General features: G+C 74.2%; 14 protein-coding genes. 5 read left to right on the top strand and 9 right to left on the bottom strand.

The annotated features are described in order from the left end of the window. Nucleotides 1-16 precede the first annotated feature (16 nt). Genes ACYVID_RS05430 through ACYVID_RS05420 form a run of 3 tightly spaced genes read right to left on the bottom strand, consistent with a single transcriptional unit; the run spans nucleotide 17 to nucleotide 2607 of the window. Nucleotides 17-829 (bottom strand): ABC transporter permease, encoded by an 813-nt coding sequence (locus tag ACYVID_RS05430; RefSeq protein WP_460735188.1) that lies wholly within the window; start codon nucleotides 827-829, stop codon nucleotides 17-19. Further along, nucleotides 830-1657 carry an ABC transporter permease gene (locus ACYVID_RS05425; protein WP_460735186.1) on the bottom strand — a complete coding sequence of 276 codons (828 nt, stop codon included), beginning with the start codon at nucleotides 1655-1657 and terminating at the stop codon, nucleotides 830-832. Continuing rightward, nucleotides 1657-2607 carry an ABC transporter ATP-binding protein gene (locus ACYVID_RS05420; protein ID WP_460735184.1) on the bottom strand — a complete coding sequence of 317 codons (951 nt, stop codon included), beginning with the start codon at nucleotides 2605-2607 and terminating at the stop codon, nucleotides 1657-1659. Before ACYVID_RS05420 ends, ACYVID_RS05425 begins: the two co-directional genes overlap by 1 nt. Before the next feature lie 67 nt (nucleotides 2608-2674). On the opposite strand from ACYVID_RS05420, the gene ACYVID_RS05415 reads away from it, so the two are divergent. Together ACYVID_RS05415 and ACYVID_RS05410 are read left to right on the top strand one after the other, a co-directional pair. Next, nucleotides 2675-3403, top strand: coding sequence for a DUF6989 domain-containing protein (locus ACYVID_RS05415; protein WP_460735182.1), 729 nt, complete (start codon nucleotides 2675-2677; stop codon nucleotides 3401-3403). Nucleotides 3404-3426: 23 nt separating this feature from the next. After that, nucleotides 3427-6372: a type II toxin-antitoxin system Rv0910 family toxin gene (locus tag ACYVID_RS05410; protein WP_460735180.1), complete on the top strand. Its 2946-nt coding sequence runs from the start codon at nucleotides 3427-3429 to the stop codon at nucleotides 6370-6372. Between the two features lie 19 nt (nucleotides 6373-6391). Here ACYVID_RS05410 and ACYVID_RS05405 read toward each other — a convergent pair whose 3' ends face one another. Both ACYVID_RS05405 and ACYVID_RS05400 read right to left on the bottom strand, forming a co-directional pair. Beyond that, on the bottom strand, nucleotides 6392-6805 hold the full coding sequence (locus tag ACYVID_RS05405) for a hypothetical protein (protein WP_460735178.1): 414 nt from the start codon (nucleotides 6803-6805) through the stop codon (nucleotides 6392-6394). Next, complete coding sequence (locus ACYVID_RS05400; protein WP_460735176.1) at nucleotides 6802-7572, bottom strand: class I SAM-dependent methyltransferase; 771 nt, start codon at nucleotides 7570-7572, stop codon at nucleotides 6802-6804. Before ACYVID_RS05400 ends, ACYVID_RS05405 begins: the two co-directional genes overlap by 4 nt. A gap of 54 nt (nucleotides 7573-7626) precedes the next feature. Here ACYVID_RS05400 and ACYVID_RS05395 point away from each other — a divergent pair, with 54 nt between their 5' ends. Both ACYVID_RS05395 and ACYVID_RS05390 read left to right on the top strand, forming a co-directional pair. Further along, nucleotides 7627-12294: an ATP-dependent helicase gene (locus tag ACYVID_RS05395; RefSeq protein WP_460735174.1), complete on the top strand. Its 4668-nt coding sequence runs from the start codon at nucleotides 7627-7629 to the stop codon at nucleotides 12292-12294. A gap of 21 nt (nucleotides 12295-12315) precedes the next feature. Further along, nucleotides 12316-13116 carry a DNA-formamidopyrimidine glycosylase family protein gene (locus tag ACYVID_RS05390; RefSeq protein WP_460735172.1) on the top strand — a complete coding sequence of 267 codons (801 nt, stop codon included), beginning with the start codon at nucleotides 12316-12318 and terminating at the stop codon, nucleotides 13114-13116. 21 nt (nucleotides 13117-13137) lie between these two features. On the opposite strand, the gene ACYVID_RS05385 is transcribed toward ACYVID_RS05390, so the two are convergent. Both ACYVID_RS05385 and ACYVID_RS05380 read right to left on the bottom strand, forming a co-directional pair. After that, nucleotides 13138-13440, bottom strand: a complete 303-nt coding sequence (locus ACYVID_RS05385; protein WP_300643084.1) for a helix-turn-helix domain-containing protein — start codon at nucleotides 13438-13440, stop codon at nucleotides 13138-13140. 48 nt (nucleotides 13441-13488) lie between these two features. Then, complete coding sequence (locus ACYVID_RS05380) at nucleotides 13489-14016, bottom strand: CinA family protein (RefSeq protein WP_460735170.1); 528 nt, start codon at nucleotides 14014-14016, stop codon at nucleotides 13489-13491. Between the two features lie 32 nt (nucleotides 14017-14048). Between ACYVID_RS05380 and ACYVID_RS05375 the strand changes: the two genes are divergently transcribed. After that, nucleotides 14049-15836 (top strand): glycoside hydrolase family 15 protein, encoded by a 1788-nt coding sequence (locus ACYVID_RS05375; RefSeq protein WP_460735168.1) that lies wholly within the window; start codon nucleotides 14049-14051, stop codon nucleotides 15834-15836. A gap of 70 nt (nucleotides 15837-15906) precedes the next feature. Here ACYVID_RS05375 and ACYVID_RS05370 read toward each other — a convergent pair whose 3' ends face one another. Continuing rightward, entirely contained in the window at nucleotides 15907-18744 is a 2838-nt protein-coding gene (locus ACYVID_RS05370; protein ID WP_460735166.1) for an ExeM/NucH family extracellular endonuclease, read from the bottom strand. Nucleotides 18745-18929: 185 nt separating this feature from the next. Next, a complete protein-coding gene (locus tag ACYVID_RS05365; RefSeq protein ID WP_460735164.1) occupies nucleotides 18930-21236 on the bottom strand; it encodes a bifunctional metallophosphatase/5'-nucleotidase in 2307 nt (768 codons plus the stop codon). Nucleotides 21237-21302: the final 66 nt, after the last annotated feature.

The raw sequence follows: 21302 nt of genomic DNA, 5'->3' as shown, positions 1-21302 counted from the left end.
CCCGACCGCGGGATGCTCAGGTGAGCAGCAGCGAGTCCAGGCGACGGCGGCACAGCAGCAGGCCGACCACCACCATCACGAGGAGGTAGACCACCGAGACCGCGGAGGCCCAGGTGACGGCACCGGTCGTGAGCTCGCGGCACAGCACGACTCCGCGGTAGAGCGGCGTGGCCTCCACGACCCAGCGGACGGCGCCGGGGTAGGCCGAGACCGGGAAGAAGGTGGCGGAGAAGAGGAACATCGGCAGCGTGGCGAGGGTGACCAGCTCGAAGTCCTGCCACGAGCGCATCCAGGTGGTCAGCGCCATGCACACCGCGCCGAAGGCGGCCCCGATCAGCAGGGCGGCCGGCACGACCAGCACCGCCCACCAGGAGGAGACGAGCCCCATCGCGAGCATCACCAGCAGGAAGCCCGCGGAGTAGGTGCCGCCGCGCAGCAGCGACCACGACAGCTCGCCGCGGGCGATGTCGAGGGTCGTCAGCGGCGTGGCCAGCATCTGGTCGAAGAGCTTGTTGTACTTCAGCTTGAAGAAGAAGTTGAACGTCGAGTCGAGCACCGAGCCGTTCATCGCCGAGGCCGCCAGCATGCCGGGCGCGACGAACTCGGCGTACGGCACCGACTGGCCGTTGAACGTGAAGTCACCGACCAGGGCGCCCACCCCGACGCCGATGCTGAAGAGGTAGAGCAGCGGCTCGAGGAAGCCGGTGGCGAAGATGTACCAGGCGCGGCGGTAGGCCAGGAAGTTGCGGTAGAGCAGCAGCCCGGCGGCCTCGCCGGCCGAGAGGCTGCGGGCGGTGGAGCGCTGGACCCCCGTCAGCGTGAGCGCCACTCAGACCACCATCCGTCGCTCGAGGCGGCGCAGCGCCCACCACCAGCCGAGCACCACCAGCCCACCGAGGTAGGCCACGTGCACCAGCGCGGGACCGGCCTCCAGGGTGCCGAGGGTGAGCATCCGGGTCAGGTCGACCCCGTGCCACAGCGGCGTCAGCACCGCGAGGGTCTCCAGCGGCTGGTCGAGGTTGGCGACGGGGAAGAAGGCGCCGGAGAAGAGGAAGAGCGGGATCATCCCGAGCCGGAAGACGAGCGCGAAGGCGCTCTCGTCCTTCAGCCCGGCGGAGAAGGCGTAGATCGGCGCGGCGAACGCCAGGCCGATGAGCACCTGCGCGGGGAACGCGAGCAGCACGCCCCACCACGACTCGTGGACCCCGAACGGCGCCACGACCGCCAGGAAGACCGCGGCCGTCACCGCCACCCGGAAGGCGACGAACCCCAGGTGCGCCAGCACCACGTGCGGCACGGCCAGCGGCCCGGCGGTCATCGCGTAGTAGGTCTTGTGCCACTTGACCATGCCCATGACGGGGTAGGTCACCTCGCCGAAGACCGTGGTCATCGACTGCGCGGCGACCATGCCCGGCACCACGAAGGCGAGGTAGCTGGTCGCGCCCTCCAGCGTCGCCGGATCGGCCTCGACGAAGCCCCCCAGCAGCACCCCCATCGCCAGGACGTAGAGCAGCGGCACCACGAAGGAGGAGACCGCGCTCCCCTTCCACGTGCGCCGGTAGGCGGTCGTCCAGTAGTCCAGCAGCCGCAGCGCCCCGTCGAGGGTGCTGCTGGGCGCGGTGCCCGGGCTGGGCCGCCCGGTCGGCTCGGTCGTCATCAGTCGACCAGCGTCCGGCCGGTGAGGCGCAGGAAGACGTCCTCGAGCGTGGAGCGGCGCACCAGCGTGGCGATCGGCTCGAGGCCGCGCTCGTGCACCTTGGCCATCGTCTCCTCGCCGTCGTGGGTGTAGAGCAGCAGCCGGTCGGGCAGCACCTCGACCCGCTCGGCGAGGTCGGCGACCTTCTCGGCGAGCGGCTCGTGCGTGCCACCCTCGGCCGCGACCGGGAACCGGAGCTCGGCGACCTCGCGGGTGGAGTGCACGGCGATCAGCGCCAGCGGCGAGCCCTCGGCGACGATCAGCCCCTTGTCCATCACCACGAGCCGGTCGGTGAGCTGCTCGGCCTCGTCCATGTAGTGCGTGGTCAGCACGAGCGTGACGCCCTGCTGCTTGAGCCGGAAGAGCCGGTCCCACACGACGTGCCGGGCCTGCGGGTCCAGGCCCGTGGTCGGCTCGTCGAGCAGCAGCAGCTCGGGCGAGTTCACCAACGAGCGGGCGATGGTCAGGCGCCGCTTCATGCCGCCCGACAGGTCGTCGACCATCGCCGTCGCCTTGTCGGTGAGCTGGACGAACTCCAGCAGCTCCTCGACCTTCTCGCGCACGTGGGCCTTGGGCAGCCCGAAGTAGCGGCCGTAGACGAAGAGGTTCTCCCAGACCGTCAGCTCGGTGTCGAGGGTGTCCTCCTGCGGGCACACCCCGATCCGGGCCCGGATGGCCGGCCCGTCGGTGGCGGGGTCCATCCCGAGGATGCGCAGCGTGCCGCCGCTGACCGGCGAGACCGCCGCGACCATCCGCATGGTCGAGGACTTGCCGGCGCCGTTGGGCCCGAGGAACCCGAAGGCCTCCCCGGGGCGCACGTCGACGTCGATGCCGCGCACCGCCTCGAAACCGCCGAAGGACTTGCGCAGGCCGGCTGCGTGGATCATCGAGCCGGGTTCCGAGAGCGTCACGGCGTCACCCTAGGTCCTCGCGCGGACAGCCTCCCGCCGGCGGGGTCCCGGGGCTAGGTTGACCGCCGTGGCCGCGCTGACCCCGACCGACGACGACGCCGCTGCCGTCCCCTCGTCCCGTGACCCTCGGCAGGGGCTGTGGCCGCTGCTCGTCGTCCACGCCGGCCTGTTCGCCGGCGGTGCCGTGGTGCTCTCGCTCGACCCGCCGGCGCAGGGCTGGGGCGTGCTGGTCGTCGTGGCGGCGTACGTCGTCGCGCTGCTGCTCACCACCCGCGCGACCGGCCGGGCGTCAGGTGGGGCAGACCTGCACGCGCTCGCCGGCTTCCTCGTGCTCGTCTCGCTCTTCCAGGTGCTGCCGGACTGGGTGCTGGCCGACGTGGTCGGGACGCTGGCCTTCCCCGACCGCGGAGGTCCCCGCTTCGACGACGTGATCCCGCTGGCGATGATGCTGATGTGGGTGGCGCCGCTCTTCATCGCGCTCTCCCTCAGCGGCGGCAGCGCGGCCCGCGCAGCGCTGCTGGCCGGACTGGTCTTCGCCGGCGCCGAGGTGCTCGCCCCGACCCTCGGGCTCTGGGAACCGGTGGGCGACACGACCCGGATCGTCGGGGTGGCGGTGTACGTCGTGCCGGCGGAGGTCGCCCTGGGCTGGGCCGCGGCGACCGCCTTCGCACTGGTGCGGCACCGGCCGCTCGCCGTGCGCGCCGGTGCGGCCCTGGCGGTGTCGACCTTCTACCTCGGCGCGCTGGTCCTGGCGCACTTCGTGATCGACGTGGCGGACTGGACCGTCACCACCTGAGGACACGTCCTACGCTCGCGCCCATGCCCCCGCTGCCGCCGTCCGTGAAGCGCGCCACCGCCACCGTCAGGACCCTCGCCCCCGTCCTCGGCCAGACGGCCAGGGTCGTCGCCGGGGACCTCGTCGGGAAGGTGCTGCCCGGCGCCCCCGGCAGCGCCCCGGCCTCCGACGTCGTGGTCCCCGAGCCCAACGGCGTGGCCGACTACTCCCGCCGCGTGCAGGGCCAGCGGCACCTGGCCGCCGCGCCCGCCGACGTGGTCGACCTGCTCGGCGACCTCGACCGGCTCCACGAGTGGCTGGTGCTCCACCTGTCCTGGCGCGGTGAGCGGCCCGCCCGGATGGAGGTCGGCGCGACGCTGGTCCAGCAGATCTCGCTCATGGACATCCCCGCCCAGGCGCGGTGGACCGTCGAGCGGGCCGACGGGTCCGGCTTCGCGCTGCGCGGCACCGGTCCGATGGGGATCACCGTGGGCCTGTGGGCCACCGTCGTGCCGGACGGCGCCGGGACGGTCGTGCGGATGGACGCCGCGCTCGACGGCCCGCCGGTCAAGGGCCCTGTCGGGCTCACCGCCGTGCGCAGCGTCGAGGTCGCCCTGCGCGACTCGCTGGCCCTGCTGGCCGGGCTGGTCGAGGGCGGCACGTCCGGGCGGCTGCGGGTCGCCGAGGAGCCGGTCCTGCACGAGCGCACCGGCACCCTGCTCGACCCGAGCACCCCGGTGGTCGTCGGCGTGGGCCAGGTCGTCCAGCGCACCCCCGACCTCGAGCACCCCGTCGAGCCGGTCGAGGCGATGGTGCGGGCGCTGCGCGCGGCGGAGCAGGACGCCGGTGTGGAGGTGCTGTCGCGGGCCGACCTGGTCAGCGCGGTGCCGAGCGCCTCGTGGACCTACGGCGACCAGGCCGGCCTGGTGGCCTCCCTGGTGGGCGCCGAGGACGCCGGGACCGTGCAGACCTCGCCGTACGGCGGCGACGGCGCGCAGCTGGCGATCAACGACGCCGCGGCCCAGGTGGCGGCCGGGGCGGCCCACGTCGTGCTGGTCTGCGGCGCGGAGGCCGGCGCCACCGTCGCCGCCCTCCAGGCGCAGGGCCGCGAGCCCGACTGGACCCGCCAGCCCGAGGACGCCACCCCGGACCGGGTGATCGGGGTCGACCGCCCGGCCAACAACGAGGCCGAGACCGGCGTGGGCCTCGGTGCCCCGATCTACGTCTACGCCCTGCTGGAGTCCGCGCTGCGCGGCGCCTCCGGCGAGCAGGCCGAGGAGCACCGGCACCGGATCGCCGACCTGTGGGCCCGGCACAGCGCCATCGCCGCCGACAACCCCTACGCCTGGGACCCCACCGTGCGCACCGCCGAGGAGGTCGCCACCCCGACCCCGGCCAACCGGGCGGTCTCCGGGGACTACACCAAGCTGATGTGCGCCAACCTCCAGGTCGACCTGGCGGCCGGCGTGGTCGTCACCAGCGTGGCGGCGGCCCGGGCGCTCGGGGTGCCGCAGGACACGTGGGTCTTCCTGCACGCCGGGGCCTCGGCCACCGACGAGTGGTTCGTCTCCGAGCGGGGCGACCTGGCCTCCTCCCCCGCCATCGCGGCGGCCGGTGCCGCGGTGCTCGAGCACGCGGGGATCACCGTCGACGAGCTCGGGCCGGTCGACCTCTACTCCTGCTTCCCCGCCGCCGTGCAGCTCGGCGCGGCCGCGATCGGCCTGCCGTGGGACGACCCGGCCCGGCCGCTGTCGGTGACCGGCGGACTCACCTCCGCCGGTGGGCCCGGCAACGGCTACGGCCTGCACGCGGTGGCCACGATGGTGCCGACCCTGCGCGAGCGGCCCGAGGAGTACGGCCTGTCCAGCTCGCTGGGGTGGTACGCCACCAAGCACGCCCTGGGCGTCTACTCCGCGACGCCGCCGCAGCAGCGCTTCGCGCACCTCAAGCCCGCCTTCGACCGGCCGGCCCCGCGCCCGGTGCGCACCGAGCTGGACGGTGAGGCGGTCGTCGAGGCCGTCACGGTCTCCCACGACCGGGAGGGTCGCAGCGAGGGGGCGATCGTCTCGGCGATCGCACCCGACGGTGCCCGCGTGCTGCTGCGCCGCGACTCGGCCGAGGACCTCGCCCTGCTCACGGGTACGGACCCGCTGCGTCGTACGGTCCGGGAGGAGGCGGGCCGGCTCGTCCTCGGTGACGAGCGGGTCGACCTGCCCCCGGCCCCGCCGGCACCACTGCGCACCCACCGCGAGGGCGACGGCGTCCTCGTGATCACCCTGGACCGGCCCGAGGTGCGCAACGCCATCGACCTGCGCACCGCGCGGCTGCTGGAGCGGGCCGTCGACGACGCCGAGGCCGACGACTCGGTCCGGGTGCTGGTGCTGACCGGCGCCGGCCGGTCCTTCTGCGCCGGCATGGACCTGGCCAGCGCGGCGAGGGGGCAGTTCCCCCTCACCGAGCGCCGCGGCCCGCTGGGCCTGACCGCCGAGCCCCCCAGCAAGCCCACGATCGCCGCCGTGGAGGGCGCCGCCCTGGCCGGCGGCTTCGAGCTGGCGCTGTGCGCCGACCTCGTCGTGGCCGCCGAGGACAGCACGTTCGGGCTGCCCGAGGTCAAGCGCGGCCTGCTCGCGGCCGCGGGCGGCCTGCTGCGCATCTCGACCCGTCTCCCCCGCGCCGTCGCGCTCGAGATCGCCCTGGTCGGTGACGCCCTGCCTGCCGCCCGGATGCACGAGCTGGGCCTGGTCAACCGGGTCGTCGCTCCCGGCGACGCGCTGACGGTCGCACTCGACCTCGCCGCGATCATCGCCGGCAACGCCCCGCTGTCGGTGCGCGTGGGCAAGCGGGTCGTCGAGGAGGCCCCGACCTGGCCGGTCGAGGACGCCTTCACCCGCCAGAGCGAGCTCGCCTCCCCCGTGATCCTCAGCGACGACGCCAAGGAGGGGGTCGCCGCCTTCGCCGAGAAGCGCGAGCCGCGCTGGGCGGGTCGCTAGCCCGTCACGGTCGGCACCGTCAGAGGTGGTCGGGGACGATCAGCGCGTCGGGGTCCTGCCGCGGCGGCATGTGGGAGAGCACCTCCTGCACGAGCCCGACCCGGTGGTCGAGGTAGGCCTCGCGGTCCTCCTCGGGCTGGGTGTCCCAGGAGCCGTCGCCCTGGGAGCGGTCCCACTCGGCGGCCAGCAGCGGGGCGGCGACCCGGGCGACGGTCTCGTCGTCGTACTCCGCCCGCGTGCCGGTCTCGACCACGACGTCGGGCAGCGCGACGAGCACCGGCAGCACCTGGTCGCCGACCAGGGTGAGGGTCTGGAACCGTGCGAACTTCTCCATCCCGTCCCACAGCGCCTGCGCCTGGTCGGGGTCCTCGGCCAGGGCTGCGCGCACGGCACCCTGCAGCGCCGCGGTCATCTCGTGCTCGGTGAACCTCACGCGGGCATCCTCCCCGGTCGCGTGCCGACGGCGAGCACCGCCTCGGTGCGGAACCGGAGCCGGTCGTCCTCGGCGAGCGCGCCCACCTCCACGTCGTACGCCGCCCGCAACCGCTCGCGGACCTCGACCGGCTGCCCGGCGACCGTCGCCCCGATCCCGCCGATCCCGGCGGCGGCGCCCTCCCACAGCTCGGCCAGCGGGCCGTCGTGGGTCCAGCCGACCTCGCGCGCCTCGGTCTCGAGGCCGGCACCGCGCAGCAGCCCGGCCAGGCCGTCGACCGTGCGCGGGAAGTCCAGGTGCTCCGGCAGCCGCACCCCCGGCGCGGCCACGACCCCCTCGGTGTCGAGCACCCGCTGCCACATCCGGGACTGTGCGGTGGCGCCGGAGGGCCAGGTCGTGGCGACGACCCGGCCGCCGGGTGCGGTCACCCGGGCCAGCTCGGCTGCCGACGCGCGGGGGTCGTCGACGTGGTTGAGCACGAAGCAGGCGACGACGACGTCGAACGCACCGTCCTCGAAGGGCAGGTCCGGGAGGCCGGCGGTGAAGCCGGCCATGTCGGGGTCGGGGTCCACCGCGACGACGTGCGCCCCGGCGCCGCGCAGGGCCCGGGCCAGACGACCGTCGCCCGCGCCGACGTCCAGCACCCGCCGCCCGGTCAGCGGCCGCACCGCTTCCAGCACCGCGGGGTGCGCCCCGGCGCACAGCCGCGCGCACGTGGCGGCGTACGCCGCTGCCTGGCCCGCCCCGCCCCATCCCCGAGAACTCATGGCTCCACCCTGTCAGGCGAGAGGACTGTCGGCGCCATCGGACAGGATGAGCCGGTGCCCGACACGCCCGACACCCTGGCCGCCCTGGAGCGGTTCAGCGAGCCCACGCGGACCTGGTTCCGCGCGGCGTTCGCCGAGCCGACCCCGGCCCAGGCCGGGGCGTGGGAGGCGATCGGTGCGGGCAAGCACGCGCTCGTCGTCGCACCGACCGGCTCGGGCAAGACCCTCAGCGCGTTCCTGTGGTCGCTCGACCGGCTGCTGAGCGAGCCGCCGCCGCAGGACCGGCAGGAGCGCTGCCGGGTGCTCTACGTCAGCCCGCTCAAGGCGCTGGCCGTCGACGTCGAGCGCAACCTGCGCGCCCCGCTCACCGGCATCCGGGTCACCGCCGACCGCCTCGGCACCGAGGTGCCGGAGGTCGAGGTGGGCGTGCGGTCCGGCGACACCAGCGCCGCCGACCGCCGCCGGCTCTCGACCAAGCCGCCCGACATCCTCATCACGACCCCCGAGTCGCTGTTCCTCATGCTCACCAGCCAGGCGCGCGAGTCCCTGCGCGGGGTGCGCACGGTCATCATCGACGAGGTCCACGCGGTGGCCGGCACCAAGCGCGGCGCCCACCTCGCGCTGAGCCTGGAGCGGCTCGACGCGCTGCTCGACTCCCCTGCCCAGCGGGTCGGGCTGTCGGCGACGGTGCGGCCGCTGGAGGAGGTGGCCCGCTTCCTCGGCGGCTCGGCGCCGGTCGAGATCGTCGCCCCGCCGTCGGAGAAGCAGTGGGAGCTCTCGGTCGTCGTCCCGGTCGAGGACATGACCAACCCCGGTGGTGTGGAGGGCTTCGACCCCGACGGGGGCCCCGACAGCAGCGAGCGCGGCTCGAGCCTCTGGCCGCACGTGGAGGAGCGGGTCGCGGACCTCATCGAGGCGCACCGCTCCACCATCGTCTTCGCCAACTCCCGGCGGCTCTCCGAGCGCCTCACGGCGCGGCTCAACGAGATCGCCGCCGAGCGCGCGGGCGTCGAGCCGGAGCCGGGCGACCTGGTCGCCCGCCGACCGGGCGACCTGGAGGGCATGCCCGCCGAGGTGATGGCGCAGTCCGGTCGGAGCGAGGGCGCCGCCCCGGTCCTCGCCCGGGCCCACCACGGCTCGGTGTCGAAGGAGCAGCGCGCCCTCATCGAGGACGACCTCAAGCGCGGGCGGCTGCCGGCTGTGGTGGCCACGAGCAGCCTGGAGCTCGGCATCGACATGGGCGCGGTCGACCTGGTCGTGCAGATCGAGTCCCCGCCCAGCGTCGCCAGCGCGCTGCAGCGCGTGGGGCGCGCCGGCCACCAGGTCGGCGAGGTCTCGCGCGGCGTGCTCTTCCCCAAGCACCGTGGCGACCTCGCCCAGACCGCCGTCTCCGTGCAGCGGATGCGCAGCGGTCTGATCGAGTCGATGAAGGTGCCGACCAACCCCCTCGACGTGCTCGCCCAGCAGCTGGTCGCCACGACCGCGATGGAGGCGTGGGACGTCGACGCCCTCTACGACCTCGTGCGCCGCGCAGCACCGTTCACGGGACTCCCGCGCTCGGCGTACGACGCCGTGCTGGACCTGCTCACCGGGCGCTACCCCTCCGACGAGTTCGCCGAGCTGCGCCCGCGGCTGGTCTGGGACCGCGTGACCGGGCAGGTCACGGCGCGACCGGGCGCCCAGCGGCTGGCCGTCACCAGCGGCGGCACCATCCCCGACCGCGGCCTGTTCGGCGTCTTCCTGGTCGGCGGCGACACGGGCAAGGGCGGGGCCCGGGTCGGCGAGCTCGACGAGGAGATGGTCTACGAGTCGCGGGTCGGCGACGTCTTCGCCCTCGGGGCGACGTCGTGGCGGATCGAGGACATCACCCACGACCGGGTCCTGGTGACGCCGGCGCCCGGCATCCCCGGGCGGTTGCCGTTCTGGAAGGGCGACGGCCTGGGTCGGCCCGCCGAGCTCGGCCAGGCGGTCGGGCAGCTGGTCCGCGAGCTCGGGTCGCAACCGCGCAAGCAGGCCGAGCAGCAGGCCCGCGACCAGGGGCTCGACGCATGGGCGGCCACCAACCTGGTCGACTACCTCCACGAGCAGCTCGAGGCCACCTCGGTCCTGCCCAGCGACACCACGCTGCTGGTCGAGCGGTTCCGCGACGAGCTCGGCGACTGGCGGCTGGTGCTCCACTCGCCGTACGGCACCCAGGTGCACGCGCCCTGGGCGTTGGCCATCAATGCGCGGCTGCGCGAGCGCTACGGCGTCGACGGGCAGGCGGTGGCCAGCGACGACGGCATCGTCATCCGCATCCCCGACACCGACGCCGAGCCGCCCGGTGCCGACGTCGTCGCGTTCGAGCCCGACGAGGTCGAGGACGTCGTGACCCAGGAGGTCGGTGGCTCCGCGCTCTTCGCCTCCCGCTTCCGCGAGTGCGCGGCGAGGGCCCTGCTCCTGCCGCGCCGCGACCCCGGCCGCCGCTCCCCGCTGTGGCAGCAGCGCCAGCGCGCGGCCGCCCTGCTCGACGTCGCGGTGAAGTACCCCTCCTTCCCCATCGTCCTCGAGGCCGTGCGCGAGTGCCTCCAGGACGTCTACGACCTGCCGAGCCTGGTCTCGCTGATGCGCAGGGTCGAGCGGCGCGAGGTGCAGGTCGTCGACGTGCCGACCCACGCCCCGTCGCCCTTCGCGCGCTCGCTGCTCTTCGGGTACGTCGCCCAGTTCGTCTACGAGGGCGACTCCCCCATCGCCGAGCGGCGCGCGGCGGCGCTCTCCCTCGACCAGGGCCTGCTCGCCGAGCTGCTCGGCCGCGCGGAGCTGCGCGAGCTGCTCGACCCCGACGTGCTGGCCGAGGTCGAGGCCGAGCTGCAGCGCACCGCCGAGGACCGGCGGGTGCGCGACGCCGAGGGCGTCGCCGACCTCCTGCGGCTGCTCGGCCCACTCAGCACCGAGGAGCTCGCCGCGCGAGCCACGGACGGCGCCGACGTCCTCGGCTGGGCCAAGCAGCTCGCCGACGCCCGCCGCGCCGTCGAGGTGCGGATGGGCGGGGAGGCCCGGTGGGCCGCGATCGAGGACGTCGGCCGGCTCCGCGACGGCCTCGGCGTCCCGGTCCCGCCCGGCACCCCCGACGTCTTCACCGACCCCGTCGACGATCCGCTGGCCGACCTCGTCGCCCGGCACGCCCGCACCCACGGCCCGTTCACGGCCGAGGAGGTCGCCACCCGGCTGGGGCTCGGCGTCTCGGTGGTGCGGCTGACCCTGCAGCGGCTGGCGGCCCAGGGGCGGGTCCTCGACGGCGAGTTCCGTCCCTCCGGCAGCGGCAGCGAGTGGTGCGACGCCGAGGTGCTGCGCAAGCTGCGCCGCCGCTCGCTGGCCCGGCTGCGCAAGGAGATCGAGCCGGTCGAGCCCGAGGCGCTGGGCCGGTTCGGCACGGCCTGGCAGCACGTCACCGGCCGACGCGGCCTGCGCGGCATCGACGGGCTGGTCGCGGCGATCGACCAGCTCGCCGGCTGCGCCGTGCCCGCGAGCGCGCTGGAGCCGCTGGTCCTCGCCGCTCGGGTCCGTGACTACGAGCCGGCCCTGCTCGACGAGCTCACGGCCTCCGGCGAGGTGCTGTGGGCCGGCCACGGAGCGCTCGGTGCCAACGACGGCTGGGTCTCGCTCCACCTGGCCGACCAGGCTCCGCTCACGCTCCCCGAACCGGTCCCCTTCGACCACACCGAGGCCGCCGAGGCGGTGCTGGGCGCGCTGTCCGGCGGCGGGGCCTGGTTCTTCCGCCAGCTCGCCACCCAGGTCGAGGCCGCCGGGGTCTCGGTCACCGACGACGTCCTCGCCAAGACGCTGTGGCAGCTGGTGTGGTCGGGGCGGGTCTCCGGCGACACCCTGGCGCCGCTGCGCGCGCTGGTCCGCTCCGGCGGCACCGCCCACCGCACCAAGCGCACCCCCGCGCGGCCGCGGCTGGCCTCCACCACCGGCACCGCCGGGCGGCTGCGCGCCGCAGGCGCGCGCACCGGGCCCCCGCAGACCGCGGGCCGGTGGGCGCTGCTCCCCGAGCTCGACACCGACCCCACCCGGCGCGCGCACGCCGCCGCCGAGCATCTGCTCGACCGGCACGGCGTGGTCACGCGCGGCGCGGTCGCCAGCGAGCGGGTGCCGGGCGGCTTCGCCGCGGTCTACAAGGTGCTCGCCGCCTTCGAGGACTCCGGCCGCTGCCGGAGGGGCTACTTCGTCTCCGGGCTCGGTGCCGCGCAGTTCGGCACGGTGGGCGCGATCGACCGGCTGCGCACCTTCACCGACCCCGCCACCGGTCCCGATGCCGCCGCCGACGCCGAGGTGGTCGCCGTCGCGCTGGCCGCCACCGACCCGGCCAACCCCTACGGCGCGGCGCTGCCGTGGCCCGAGCGGCCGACCGCCGAGGACGGTTCCGGGAGCGGCAGCGGCCACCGGCCCGGCCGCAAGGCCGGCGCCCTGGTCGTGCTGGTCGACGGCTCGCTGGTGCTCTACGTCGAGCGCGGCGGCAAGACCCTGCTGACGTTCACCGACGACCCCGAGCTGCTCGGCCTGGGCGCCCGGTCCCTGGCGGACGCCGCCGGCCGCGGCGCCCTGGGTCGGATGACGGTCGAGAAGGCCGACGGGGAGCCGCTCCTCGGCTCGGGGTCCACCCCGCTGCGCACCGCCCTCACCGAGGCCGGCTTCGTCTCGACCCCGCGCGGGCTGCGCCTGAGCCCGGCGCGGCACTGACGAGACCAGGGGGGACCACCGGTGCCTGAGGGCGACACCGTCTACCGCGCAGCCCGGCTGCTGGACCGCGAGCTGTCCGGGCGCACGCTGACCGCGACCGACTTCCGGGTCCCCCAGCACGCCACGGTCGACCTCAGCGGCGGTCTCGTGCTCACCACCGCATCGCGGGGCAAGCACCTGCTGACCCGGGTCGAGCACGAGGGTTCCGCCTGGACGCTGCACACGCACCTGAAGATGGAGGGCGCATGGCGGGTCCTCGAGCACGGGCGCCGCTGGCCGCGGCCGACGCACCAGGCCCGCGTCGTGCTGGAGACCGAGTCCCGGGTCGCCGTGGGCTTCAACCTCGGGATCGTCGAGCTGCTGCCGACCGACGCCGAGATCGGGGTGGTCGGCCACCTCGGCCCGGACCTGCTCGGTGCGGACTGGGACGAGACGGAGGCGCTGCGACGGCTCGGCGCGCAGCCGGACCGGGAGGTCGGCGACGCCCTGCGCGACCAGCGCAACCTCGCCGGGCTCGGCAACATGTACGTCGCCGAGCTCTGCTTCGTCTCCGGGGTCCACCCTCGGGTCCCGGTGGGCGAGCTGCCCGCCCTGCCGCGGATGCTGCGCCGCGGCAAGCAGATGCTCGAGCTGAACAAGCAGCGCGCGGTCCAGTCGACCACCGGGGACCTGCGCGAGCGGGAGCGGATGTGGGTCTACCGCCGCGACCGCTCCCCGTGCCGACGCTGCGGCACCCCGGTCCGGGTGGACATGCAGGGACCGTCCGGTCTGGAGCGGGCGATCTACTGGTGCCCGCGCTGCCAGCCCGAGCCGCAGGCCTAGCCCAGGGCGGCTGAGCGGCGGCTAGGCCGCCGAGGCCACCACGGGGGGCTTGATCGGGACCACCGGGATGGGCGTGGGCGCCATCGCGGCCTCCTCGAGCGCCACGGCGTCGGAGACCGAGCGCAGCACCGAGGAGAGCGGGACGTCGAGGGCGCTGCACAGCGAGGCGAGCAGCTCGGAGGAGGCTTCCTTCTGGCCGCGCTCGATCTCGGAGATGTAGCCGAGGCTGACGCGGGCCTCCGCGGAGACCTCGCGCAGGGTCATGCCGCGGTCCACGCGGTGGGCGCGGAGCACCTCACCCAGGAGACGACGGAACAGCACCATGGGTCAACGCTAGCGGACGCCGTGACCTTCCCGGGTGACTATCCCCGCTCACGAACCCGCGTTCGCGCTCAGCAGAACCTCGCGCAGCAGCGCCAGCGCCTCCCGCACGGTGCTGGCGCGCACGGCGGCCCGGTCCCCCGGGAGCTCCAGACGCCGCGCGACCACGGTCCCCTCCGGCCCGGCGAGGCCCACGTGGACCGTTCCAGCCGGGTGCCCCTCCTGCCGGTCCGGGCCCGCCACCCCGGTGGTGGCCAGCGCCCAGTCCGCGCCGGTGCGCTCCCGCGCCCCCACCGCCATCGCCCGCGCGCACTCCGCGGACACGACGCCGTGCTCGGCCACCAGCGACTCCGGCACGCCCAGCAGGCGCACCTTCAGCGGCGTCGCGTAGGTGACCAGCCCACCGGCGTACGCCGCGGAGGAGCCGGGGACGGACGTCACCGCCCCCGAGAGCAGTCCGCCGGTCAGCGACTCGGCGGTGCCGAGCACCTCCCCGCGCTCGCGCAGCAGGCCCACGACCTCGCGCGCCAGGTCGAGCACGCCCACAGCCGGCTCAACGTCCCTGCCGTCGTCCACCACGGGGGTGAGACTGGCACACGTACGTTCGACGCATGGCCCTGCGCATCGAGGACTACGCCCTCATCGGCGACCGGCGCGGTGCCGCCCTGGTGGGCAACAACGGCTCGATCGACTGGTTGTGCCTGCCCCGCTTCGACTCCCCCGCCTGCCTGGCGGCGCTGCTCGGCACCGAGGAGCACGGCTGCTGGCAGCTCGAGCCGGTCGACGACTACACGGTCGAGCGGAGGTACGTCGGCGACACCGCGGTACTGGAGACGACCTTCCGCACCGAGAGCGGCGAGGCCACCCTCACCGACCTGATGCCGCGCCTGGACGGTCGCGCCGACGTCGTGCGCGTGCTGTGGGGGGTGCGGGGCCGGGTGCGGTTCCGCCACGTGTGGCGGGTGCGGATGGACTACGGCAGCGTCCGTCCGTGGGTGCGTCGCGACGAGGTCGACGGTGAGCCCGTCATCACCGCTACTGCGGGACCCGACCTCCTGGTCCTGCGCGGCCCCGAGCTCCCGGTCGCCGTCGACCACGTGCACGAGGGAGAGGTCGAGGTGCGCGAGGGCGAGGAGAAGCGCTTCTCCATGGCCTGGCTGCCCTCCCACCGGACCCTGGACGACCTGGCCGCGCACGACGACGTCATCAACCGCACCGTGGAGGACGACGAGGACTGGGCGCAGATCTGCCGCGACGACCTGCCGCACCTCGAGGTCGTGCGGCGCTCCCTCATCACCCTGCGGCTGATGACCCACGAGGAGACCGGCGGCATCGTCGCGGCGCCCACCACCTCGCTGCCCGAGTGCTTCGGCGGGGCCCGCAACTGGGACTACCGCTACTGCTGGTTGCGCGACGCTGCCCTCACCCTCGGCTCGCTCCTGGAGGCAGGGTTCACCGAGGAGGCGATGCTCTGGCGCGACTGGCTCCTGCGCGCGGTCGCCGGGGACCCCCAGGACCTGCAGATCATGTACGCCGTCGACGGTGCGCGCCGCCTGCCCGAGGAGGAGCTCGACCACCTCCCGGGCTACGAGGGCTCGCTGCCCGTCCGGATCGGCAACGGGGCGGTCGAGCAGCTCCAGCACGACGTGCTCGGCACCGTCATGGAGGCACTCACGCGGGTCCGCGAGCAGGGCGACGACCCCGACGGCAACGCGTGGTCCCTCCAGCGCGCGCTCGTGGACAACCTGGCCGAGCACTGGGACGAGCCCGACAGCGGCATCTGGGAGATCCGGGGCGAGCCGCAGCACTTCACGCACTCCCAGGTCATGGTCTGGGTCGCCTTCGACCGTGCTGTCCGTGCGGTCGAGGAGTACGGCCTCGAGGGCGACGTGGAGCGGTGGCGGGAGATCCGTGACCGGGTGCGCGAGCAGGTGCTCGAGCGCGGGTACGACGAGGAGCGCGGCACCTTCGTGCAGGCCTACGGCAGCACGGAGCTCGACGCCGCCCTGCTGCAGATCCCCGCTGTCGGCTTCCTGCCCGGCGACGACCCGCGCGTGCTCGGCACCATCGCCGCCGTGGAGGAGGACCTCGTGCGCAACGGGCTGGTCCTGCGCTACCGCACCGACTCCGGTGTCGACGGCCTCGACTGCGACGAGAACCCCTTCCTCGCCTGTGCGTTCTGGCTGGTCTCGGCGTACGCCGGCGCCGGCCGCCTCGACGACGCCCACGCCCTCTTCGACCGGCTGGTGGGCCTGGTCAACGACGTCGGCCTGCTCTCGGAGGAGTACGACCCCGACGCCGGCCGGATGGCCGGCAACTTCCCGCAGGCCTTCAGCCACCTTGCCCTGGTCCAGGCGGCCTTCGACCTCGCCGACGCGACCGCCCCGGCCACCGGCTGAGCAGCCCACGCGCGACGGCGCCGGCCGCACCGCGAGGGTGCGACCGGCGCCGGTGCTGCGGAGCGCCGCGTCAGCCGCGGACCCGGACCTCCACGGTCTCCTCCGAGGCAGCCGTCGCCTCGTCACCGGAGTAGCGGACGGTCACCGGGTAGGTGCCGGCCTGCTCGAACGGGTTGCGCATCGTCACGACGACCTTGCCCGAGCGCTTCAGCTCCGCGGCGACCTCCTCGCCACCGGCGGTGGCGGTGACGGTGCCGGACGGGGTGCCGGCCGCGCTGTCCACCTCGACCCGGAGCACCAGGCGGCCCTTGCCGGCCTTCGGCTCCCGCGGCCGCACCTCGACCTCGACCGACGAGGGGGCGAGCTCGGGTGCGTCGTCGACCAGGTCGAGACCGATCTTCACCGGGTCGTGGTCGCTGGAGCGGAACGGACCGGACTGGTGGAAGTCGGTCGCGTGGACGTTGAATCGGCTGTACTCCAGGGCCACCGACTCACCGGAGTTGATGTTCCAGGTGTCGACGCCGGTCAGCGCCTCCATCGCAGCGCCGTTGGCGAGGACGTGGTCCAGGGAGCCGGAGAGACCGCTGAAGGAGTAGGACCACTCCGGGGTCTCGGCGCTGTCGGTGGTGTTCTCGTAGCCCGCCTCGTAGAGGACCTGCATGGGGTCCTCCTGCGCGTAGCTGTTGAAGTCGCCGAGCAGGACGATCGCCTCGGTGCCGGTGTCGGCGGCGATGCCGGGCACCCAGTCGCGCAGGGCCGTGGCCTGGGCGACGCGGTCGGGGTTGGCGTTGCCCTGGCCGGTGTCGTCGTCCTCGCCCGAGCCCTTGGACTTGAAGTGGTTGACCACGACGAGGAGCTCCTCGCCGCCGCCGACCGGGGCGAAGACCTGACCCAGCGGCTCCCGGGCGTTGTCGAAGGCCTCGCCGGCTCCCGACTGCTCACCCAGGGCGCGCGACTCCCCCACCCGCTCGACCGCGGCGGGCTGGAAGATGATCGCGTTGGTGATGACGTCCTGCTCCGAGGTCGCGGGCAGCTCGCTCGAGGACGGGTTGGCCGCCCACTTCTCGAAGCCGGCCGCAGCGTTGAGCGCCGCGACGAGCGAGCGGGTCGCCTCGTCGGCCTCCTCGCCCAGGCGCGCGGAGTTCTCGATCTCCATCAGGCCGACCACGTCGGCGTCGAGGGCGTTGATCGCCGCCACGATCTTCTCCTGCTGGCGGGAGAAGTCCTGCGGGTCCCACGCGCCGCGCTGGTCGCAGCCACCGCGCACGTTGTTGCCGTCACCGGCACGGTCGGTGAAGGCGGTGCAGCCGCCGTCGCCGACGTTGTCGTCGTCGGCGTCACCGAGGGTGGTGAAGTAGTTGAGCACGTTGAACGAGGCCACCGAGACGTCCCCGCCGACCTGCTCGGGCGCCGCGGTGCGGGTGTCCTCGAAGACCGCCGGCGAGGTCGCGGTGTAGTCGGGCCCGCTGACGCTCACCGTCGGCTGGAAGCGGTACGTCGGGTTGCTGGGCGAGCCGCCCTCGGTCAGCACCACGGGCTCAGTGAAGGTGGCCGAGGCCCCGACCCGGACGGGCGCGGTGGTGGAGACGTACGGCGGGGTGAGGCTGCCGTTGCGGGTGTAGTCGGTGCTCGACCCGTCGTCGAGCACGATCGCGCGCGCGGCGTTGTCGGCCACGACCGCGGCGATCGCGGCGGTGTCCTGGGCGTCGGCGACCTCGGTCGGCTGCAGCAGCGGGGTGTCGCCCAGGGCCAGGCCGACCTCGCCGAACTGGTTGGTGGAGTAGGTGTTGGTGACGGTGAACTCCTCCGCCGACACGTCGACCAGCATCCCCTCCAGGGACTCCTTGGCCGCGTCGGTGGCGGGCCACTCCCCGGCGTACGCCGTCACCGGCTCGGCAGGGGTGTCGAGCCGCTCGACGTCGGCCTGGGAGCTGACGACCTGCGTGGCACCGGCGAACTCGGCGACCTCACCGGTGACCCGCACGTGCTGCCCCGGCTGCACGGTGACGTCGCCGGCGCCCCGCGGGAAGTAGACGAACACACCGTCGGAGGCCGCGCCCTGGGCGCGCTCGGCGCCACCGGTGCCCGGGGTCTGGAGGTAGAAGCCGAAGAGGAACTCGGGGACGGCGGTGACCACACCGGTGGTCACGACCTCGGTGCCCACGAGCGGGCTCTCCTCGCCGGTCCCCTGGATCTCGGGGATCGTCGCCGCGGTCGGGTCGGGGTCGGGCTCGGGCTCGGTGGGACCGCTGCTGCTCTGCGGCGTGAGCGTGCTCGAGGTCGTGAAGTCGGTGGCGTTCTGGTCGGTGTCGGCCCCGGCCGCGTCACGCGTCGAGGCTGCCGTCGCGCTCTGCGCGGGCGCGGGCCCGGTCCCCTCGTACGCCGCTGCGCTGCCGTAGCCGAGGTAGTCGATGAAGGCCGGGTTGCTCACGGTCCCGGCCGGGACCGGCGTGACGGCCGCGGTGCCCTGCACCAGGGCGAGCTGTCCGCTGCCCCCGGCCATGTTGATGCTGCTGGTCGTGTCAGGGGCTACCGGCAGCGGCGCGCCGTTGGTGCCGGACGCGCCGGCGACCAGGTACGTCGCTCCGGGCGCCAGGCTCACGTCGGGCAGGGCGAACACGTTGTTGCCGGTCGTGAATCCGCTGGTGTTGGAGGACGAGCGGTACTGCAGGCTCTTGCCCCCGAGCGAGATCGGAGCGGTCGAGGTGTTCCGCAGCTCGATGTAGTCGGTGGTGTACGTCGCGCCGGGGTTGCCCCCGGCACCGTAGACCTCGTTGATGACCAGGCCGGGCCCCGCGGCGTGGGCGGGGGCCAGGGAGAAGCCGGTGGCGAGGGTCGCGAGGCCGAGCGAGCCGGCGCCGAGCAGCGCGAGCGAGCGCCGGCGGGCGTCCCGAGAGGTGGTGGGCACGGGTGATGCCTTTCCGAGAGGGGGCCGAGATGGAGGCCGAGACGGGGGGGCCGAGACGGGGGGTGCGAGATGGGGGGTTCGCGCCCGAGGCTGCCAGCGCAGGTGCCGGGCCGCGGGAACGACGTGGGAACGCCTCCCGGACGTGGTGTGGACATCCGGGAGGCGTCCGGAGGAACAGCTGGGGCTCAGCGGACCTTGAAGCGGAGCGTGTCCGAGGCGTCGCCGTAGGAGACGGTGACGACCTGGGTGCCCTTGTCCTCGAAGGGACCGATGCGGGTCACCGCCCGGCCCTTCTCGTCGAGCTCGACGCGCTTGCGCACGTCCTCGCCGCGGAGCAGGACCTCGCCGGAGGCGGGCTCGCCGTCCAGGCGGACCTTGATGGTGACCTTCAGCTTCTTCGTGCCGGCCTTGAGCGGACCCTTCGGGTTGCGCTTGGCCGTGACGACGGCCTCGGCCTCGGGGAGCGGGGCCGCACCGACCACGGTGCCGCTCGGCTCCGCGACCACGCCGACGTCCCAGGTGCCGGTCAGCGAGGAGGGCGCGGTGAAGGCGACCTCGGCGATGCCGTCGGCGACCGGGAACTCCCCGATGTCGACCTGCTCCTCGCCCTGGCGCAGGTAGACCGAGACGGTCGAGTTCTGCGGCGAGCCGAGGGAGGTCAGGTCGAGGGTCTTGGCGTTGATCGGCACGACGGGGGCGGTGGTCTCACCGGCACCGAGGGTGAAGGCGACCTCCTCACCGGCGGTGACGCTCGGGTCGAACCCGGACTCGAAGACCTGCTGCCGACCGAAGTCGGGGCTCAGCGGGGCGTTGTCGGCGAGGTAGTCGCGCCACATCTGCGCGTCCAGCAGACCGGTGTCGACGAACTCGGCGTCGGTGAACGCGCGGAAGTTGTCACCGCCCTGGGCCAGGAAGGTCAGGGTCGAGACGGTGTACGTCGCCGCGGGGTCCAGCGGCTCGTCGTCGATGCGCACCGAGGTGATCCGCTCGCCGGCCGGCGCGGTCGGGTCGGCGGTGACCCGGACGTTGTCGGAGAGCCCGAGCTGGAGGTAGGGCCGGGAGGAGACGGTGCCGTCGGCCTGGGTCTGCCACTGCTGCTCGAGGACGGCCTCGATCTGGGCGCCGGTCATCTCGACGATGGCTACGGTGTTGTTGAAGGGCAGCACCCCGTTGGCCTCGGCGAAGGTGACCACACCGTCGGTGTTGGCGGGGTTCGAGGAGGTGTCGCCGGCGAAGAGCAGCTCGGCCCGCAGACCGCCGGGGTTGGTGATCCCCAGGTCGGGCTCGGCGAAGTCGCTGACGCCGTCGCGCAGCGCGTTGGCGACCAGGCCGCCCAGCGTGGACTCGCGGCTGCGGTCGTCACGCGTGCCGGCCTCACCGGCCACGTACCGGCCGTCGACGTAGCTGCCGCCGGCGAAGGCGGTCGTGATGTCGGCGGTGATCTCGCTGACCGGCCGGTTGCCGACCTCGGCCGCGAACGCCAGGGCGGCATCGGTGATCTCCTTGACCTCCGCGACGCGGGGCAGCGAGAGGTCCTCGGCGGCCGCCCGGGCCACGTTGCTGCCCTCGGCGGCGCTCACCTCGCCGGTGTCGGGGTCGACGGTGAGGTCGACGACGCCGACGTTGGCGCCGTAGGAGCCGGTCTGCACGACCGGGCGGCCCTCGATCTCCCAGGCGTACTCCTTGTGGGTGTGACCGGTGAAGATCACGTCGACCTCGGGGGCGGTCTGGAGCGCGATGTCGGCGAAGGCCCCGCCGGCCGCGACCTCCTCCTCCGGGGTCGACCCGTCGGGCGTGCCGGCGCCGGCACCCTCGTGGTACTCCGCGACGATGACCTCGGCCTCGCCGTTGCCCGGGTCGCCGTCGCTCAGCTGGGCGGCCACGCGGTTGACCGCCTCGACCGGGTCCCCGAACTCGAGGTCGGCGATGCCGCCGGGCGAGACCAGGGAGGGGGTCTCCTGGGTGACCGCGCCGATGACGCCGACGCTCACGCCGGCGACCTCGTAGACCTCGAACTCGTCCAGGGCGGGGGTGGTGGTGCCCTTCTCGTAGACGTTGGCACCGAGGATCTCGAAGTCCGAGGCCGGGACGACCCGGTCCTCGAGGTCGGCGAAGCCGCCGTCGAACTCGTGGTTGCCGACGGCCGAGGCCGCGAGCTCCAGCGCGTTGAGGACGTCGATGGTCGGCTGGTCGTCCTGGACGCTGGAGGCGAAGAGGGAGGCGCCGATGTTGTCGCCGGCGGAGAGGAAGAGCGTGTTGGCCTCGCCGCGGTCGGCCCGCAGCTGCTCGACGGTCGTGGCGAACTTGGTGGTGTTCGCGTCGATGCGACCGTGGAAGTCGTTGATGTTGAGCAGCGTGATGGTGACCGGGTCGGCGGCCTGGGCGGCGGGAGCGAGGGCGACGACGGAGGCCGAGGTGGCGGCGACCGCGAGACCGACTCCGATGGCCGCAGCGCGGCGGCGCTGCGGCGAGGACCCTGAGCGTGAGTGCACTGTGGGGGACCCTTCGGGTGTGTGAGGGGTGGTATGGACCGGCGCACCATAACCGCGCCAGGGGAC

The organism is Nocardioides ginkgobilobae, assembly GCF_054781275.1.
This window is presented reverse-complemented; position numbering and strand designations above follow the sequence as displayed.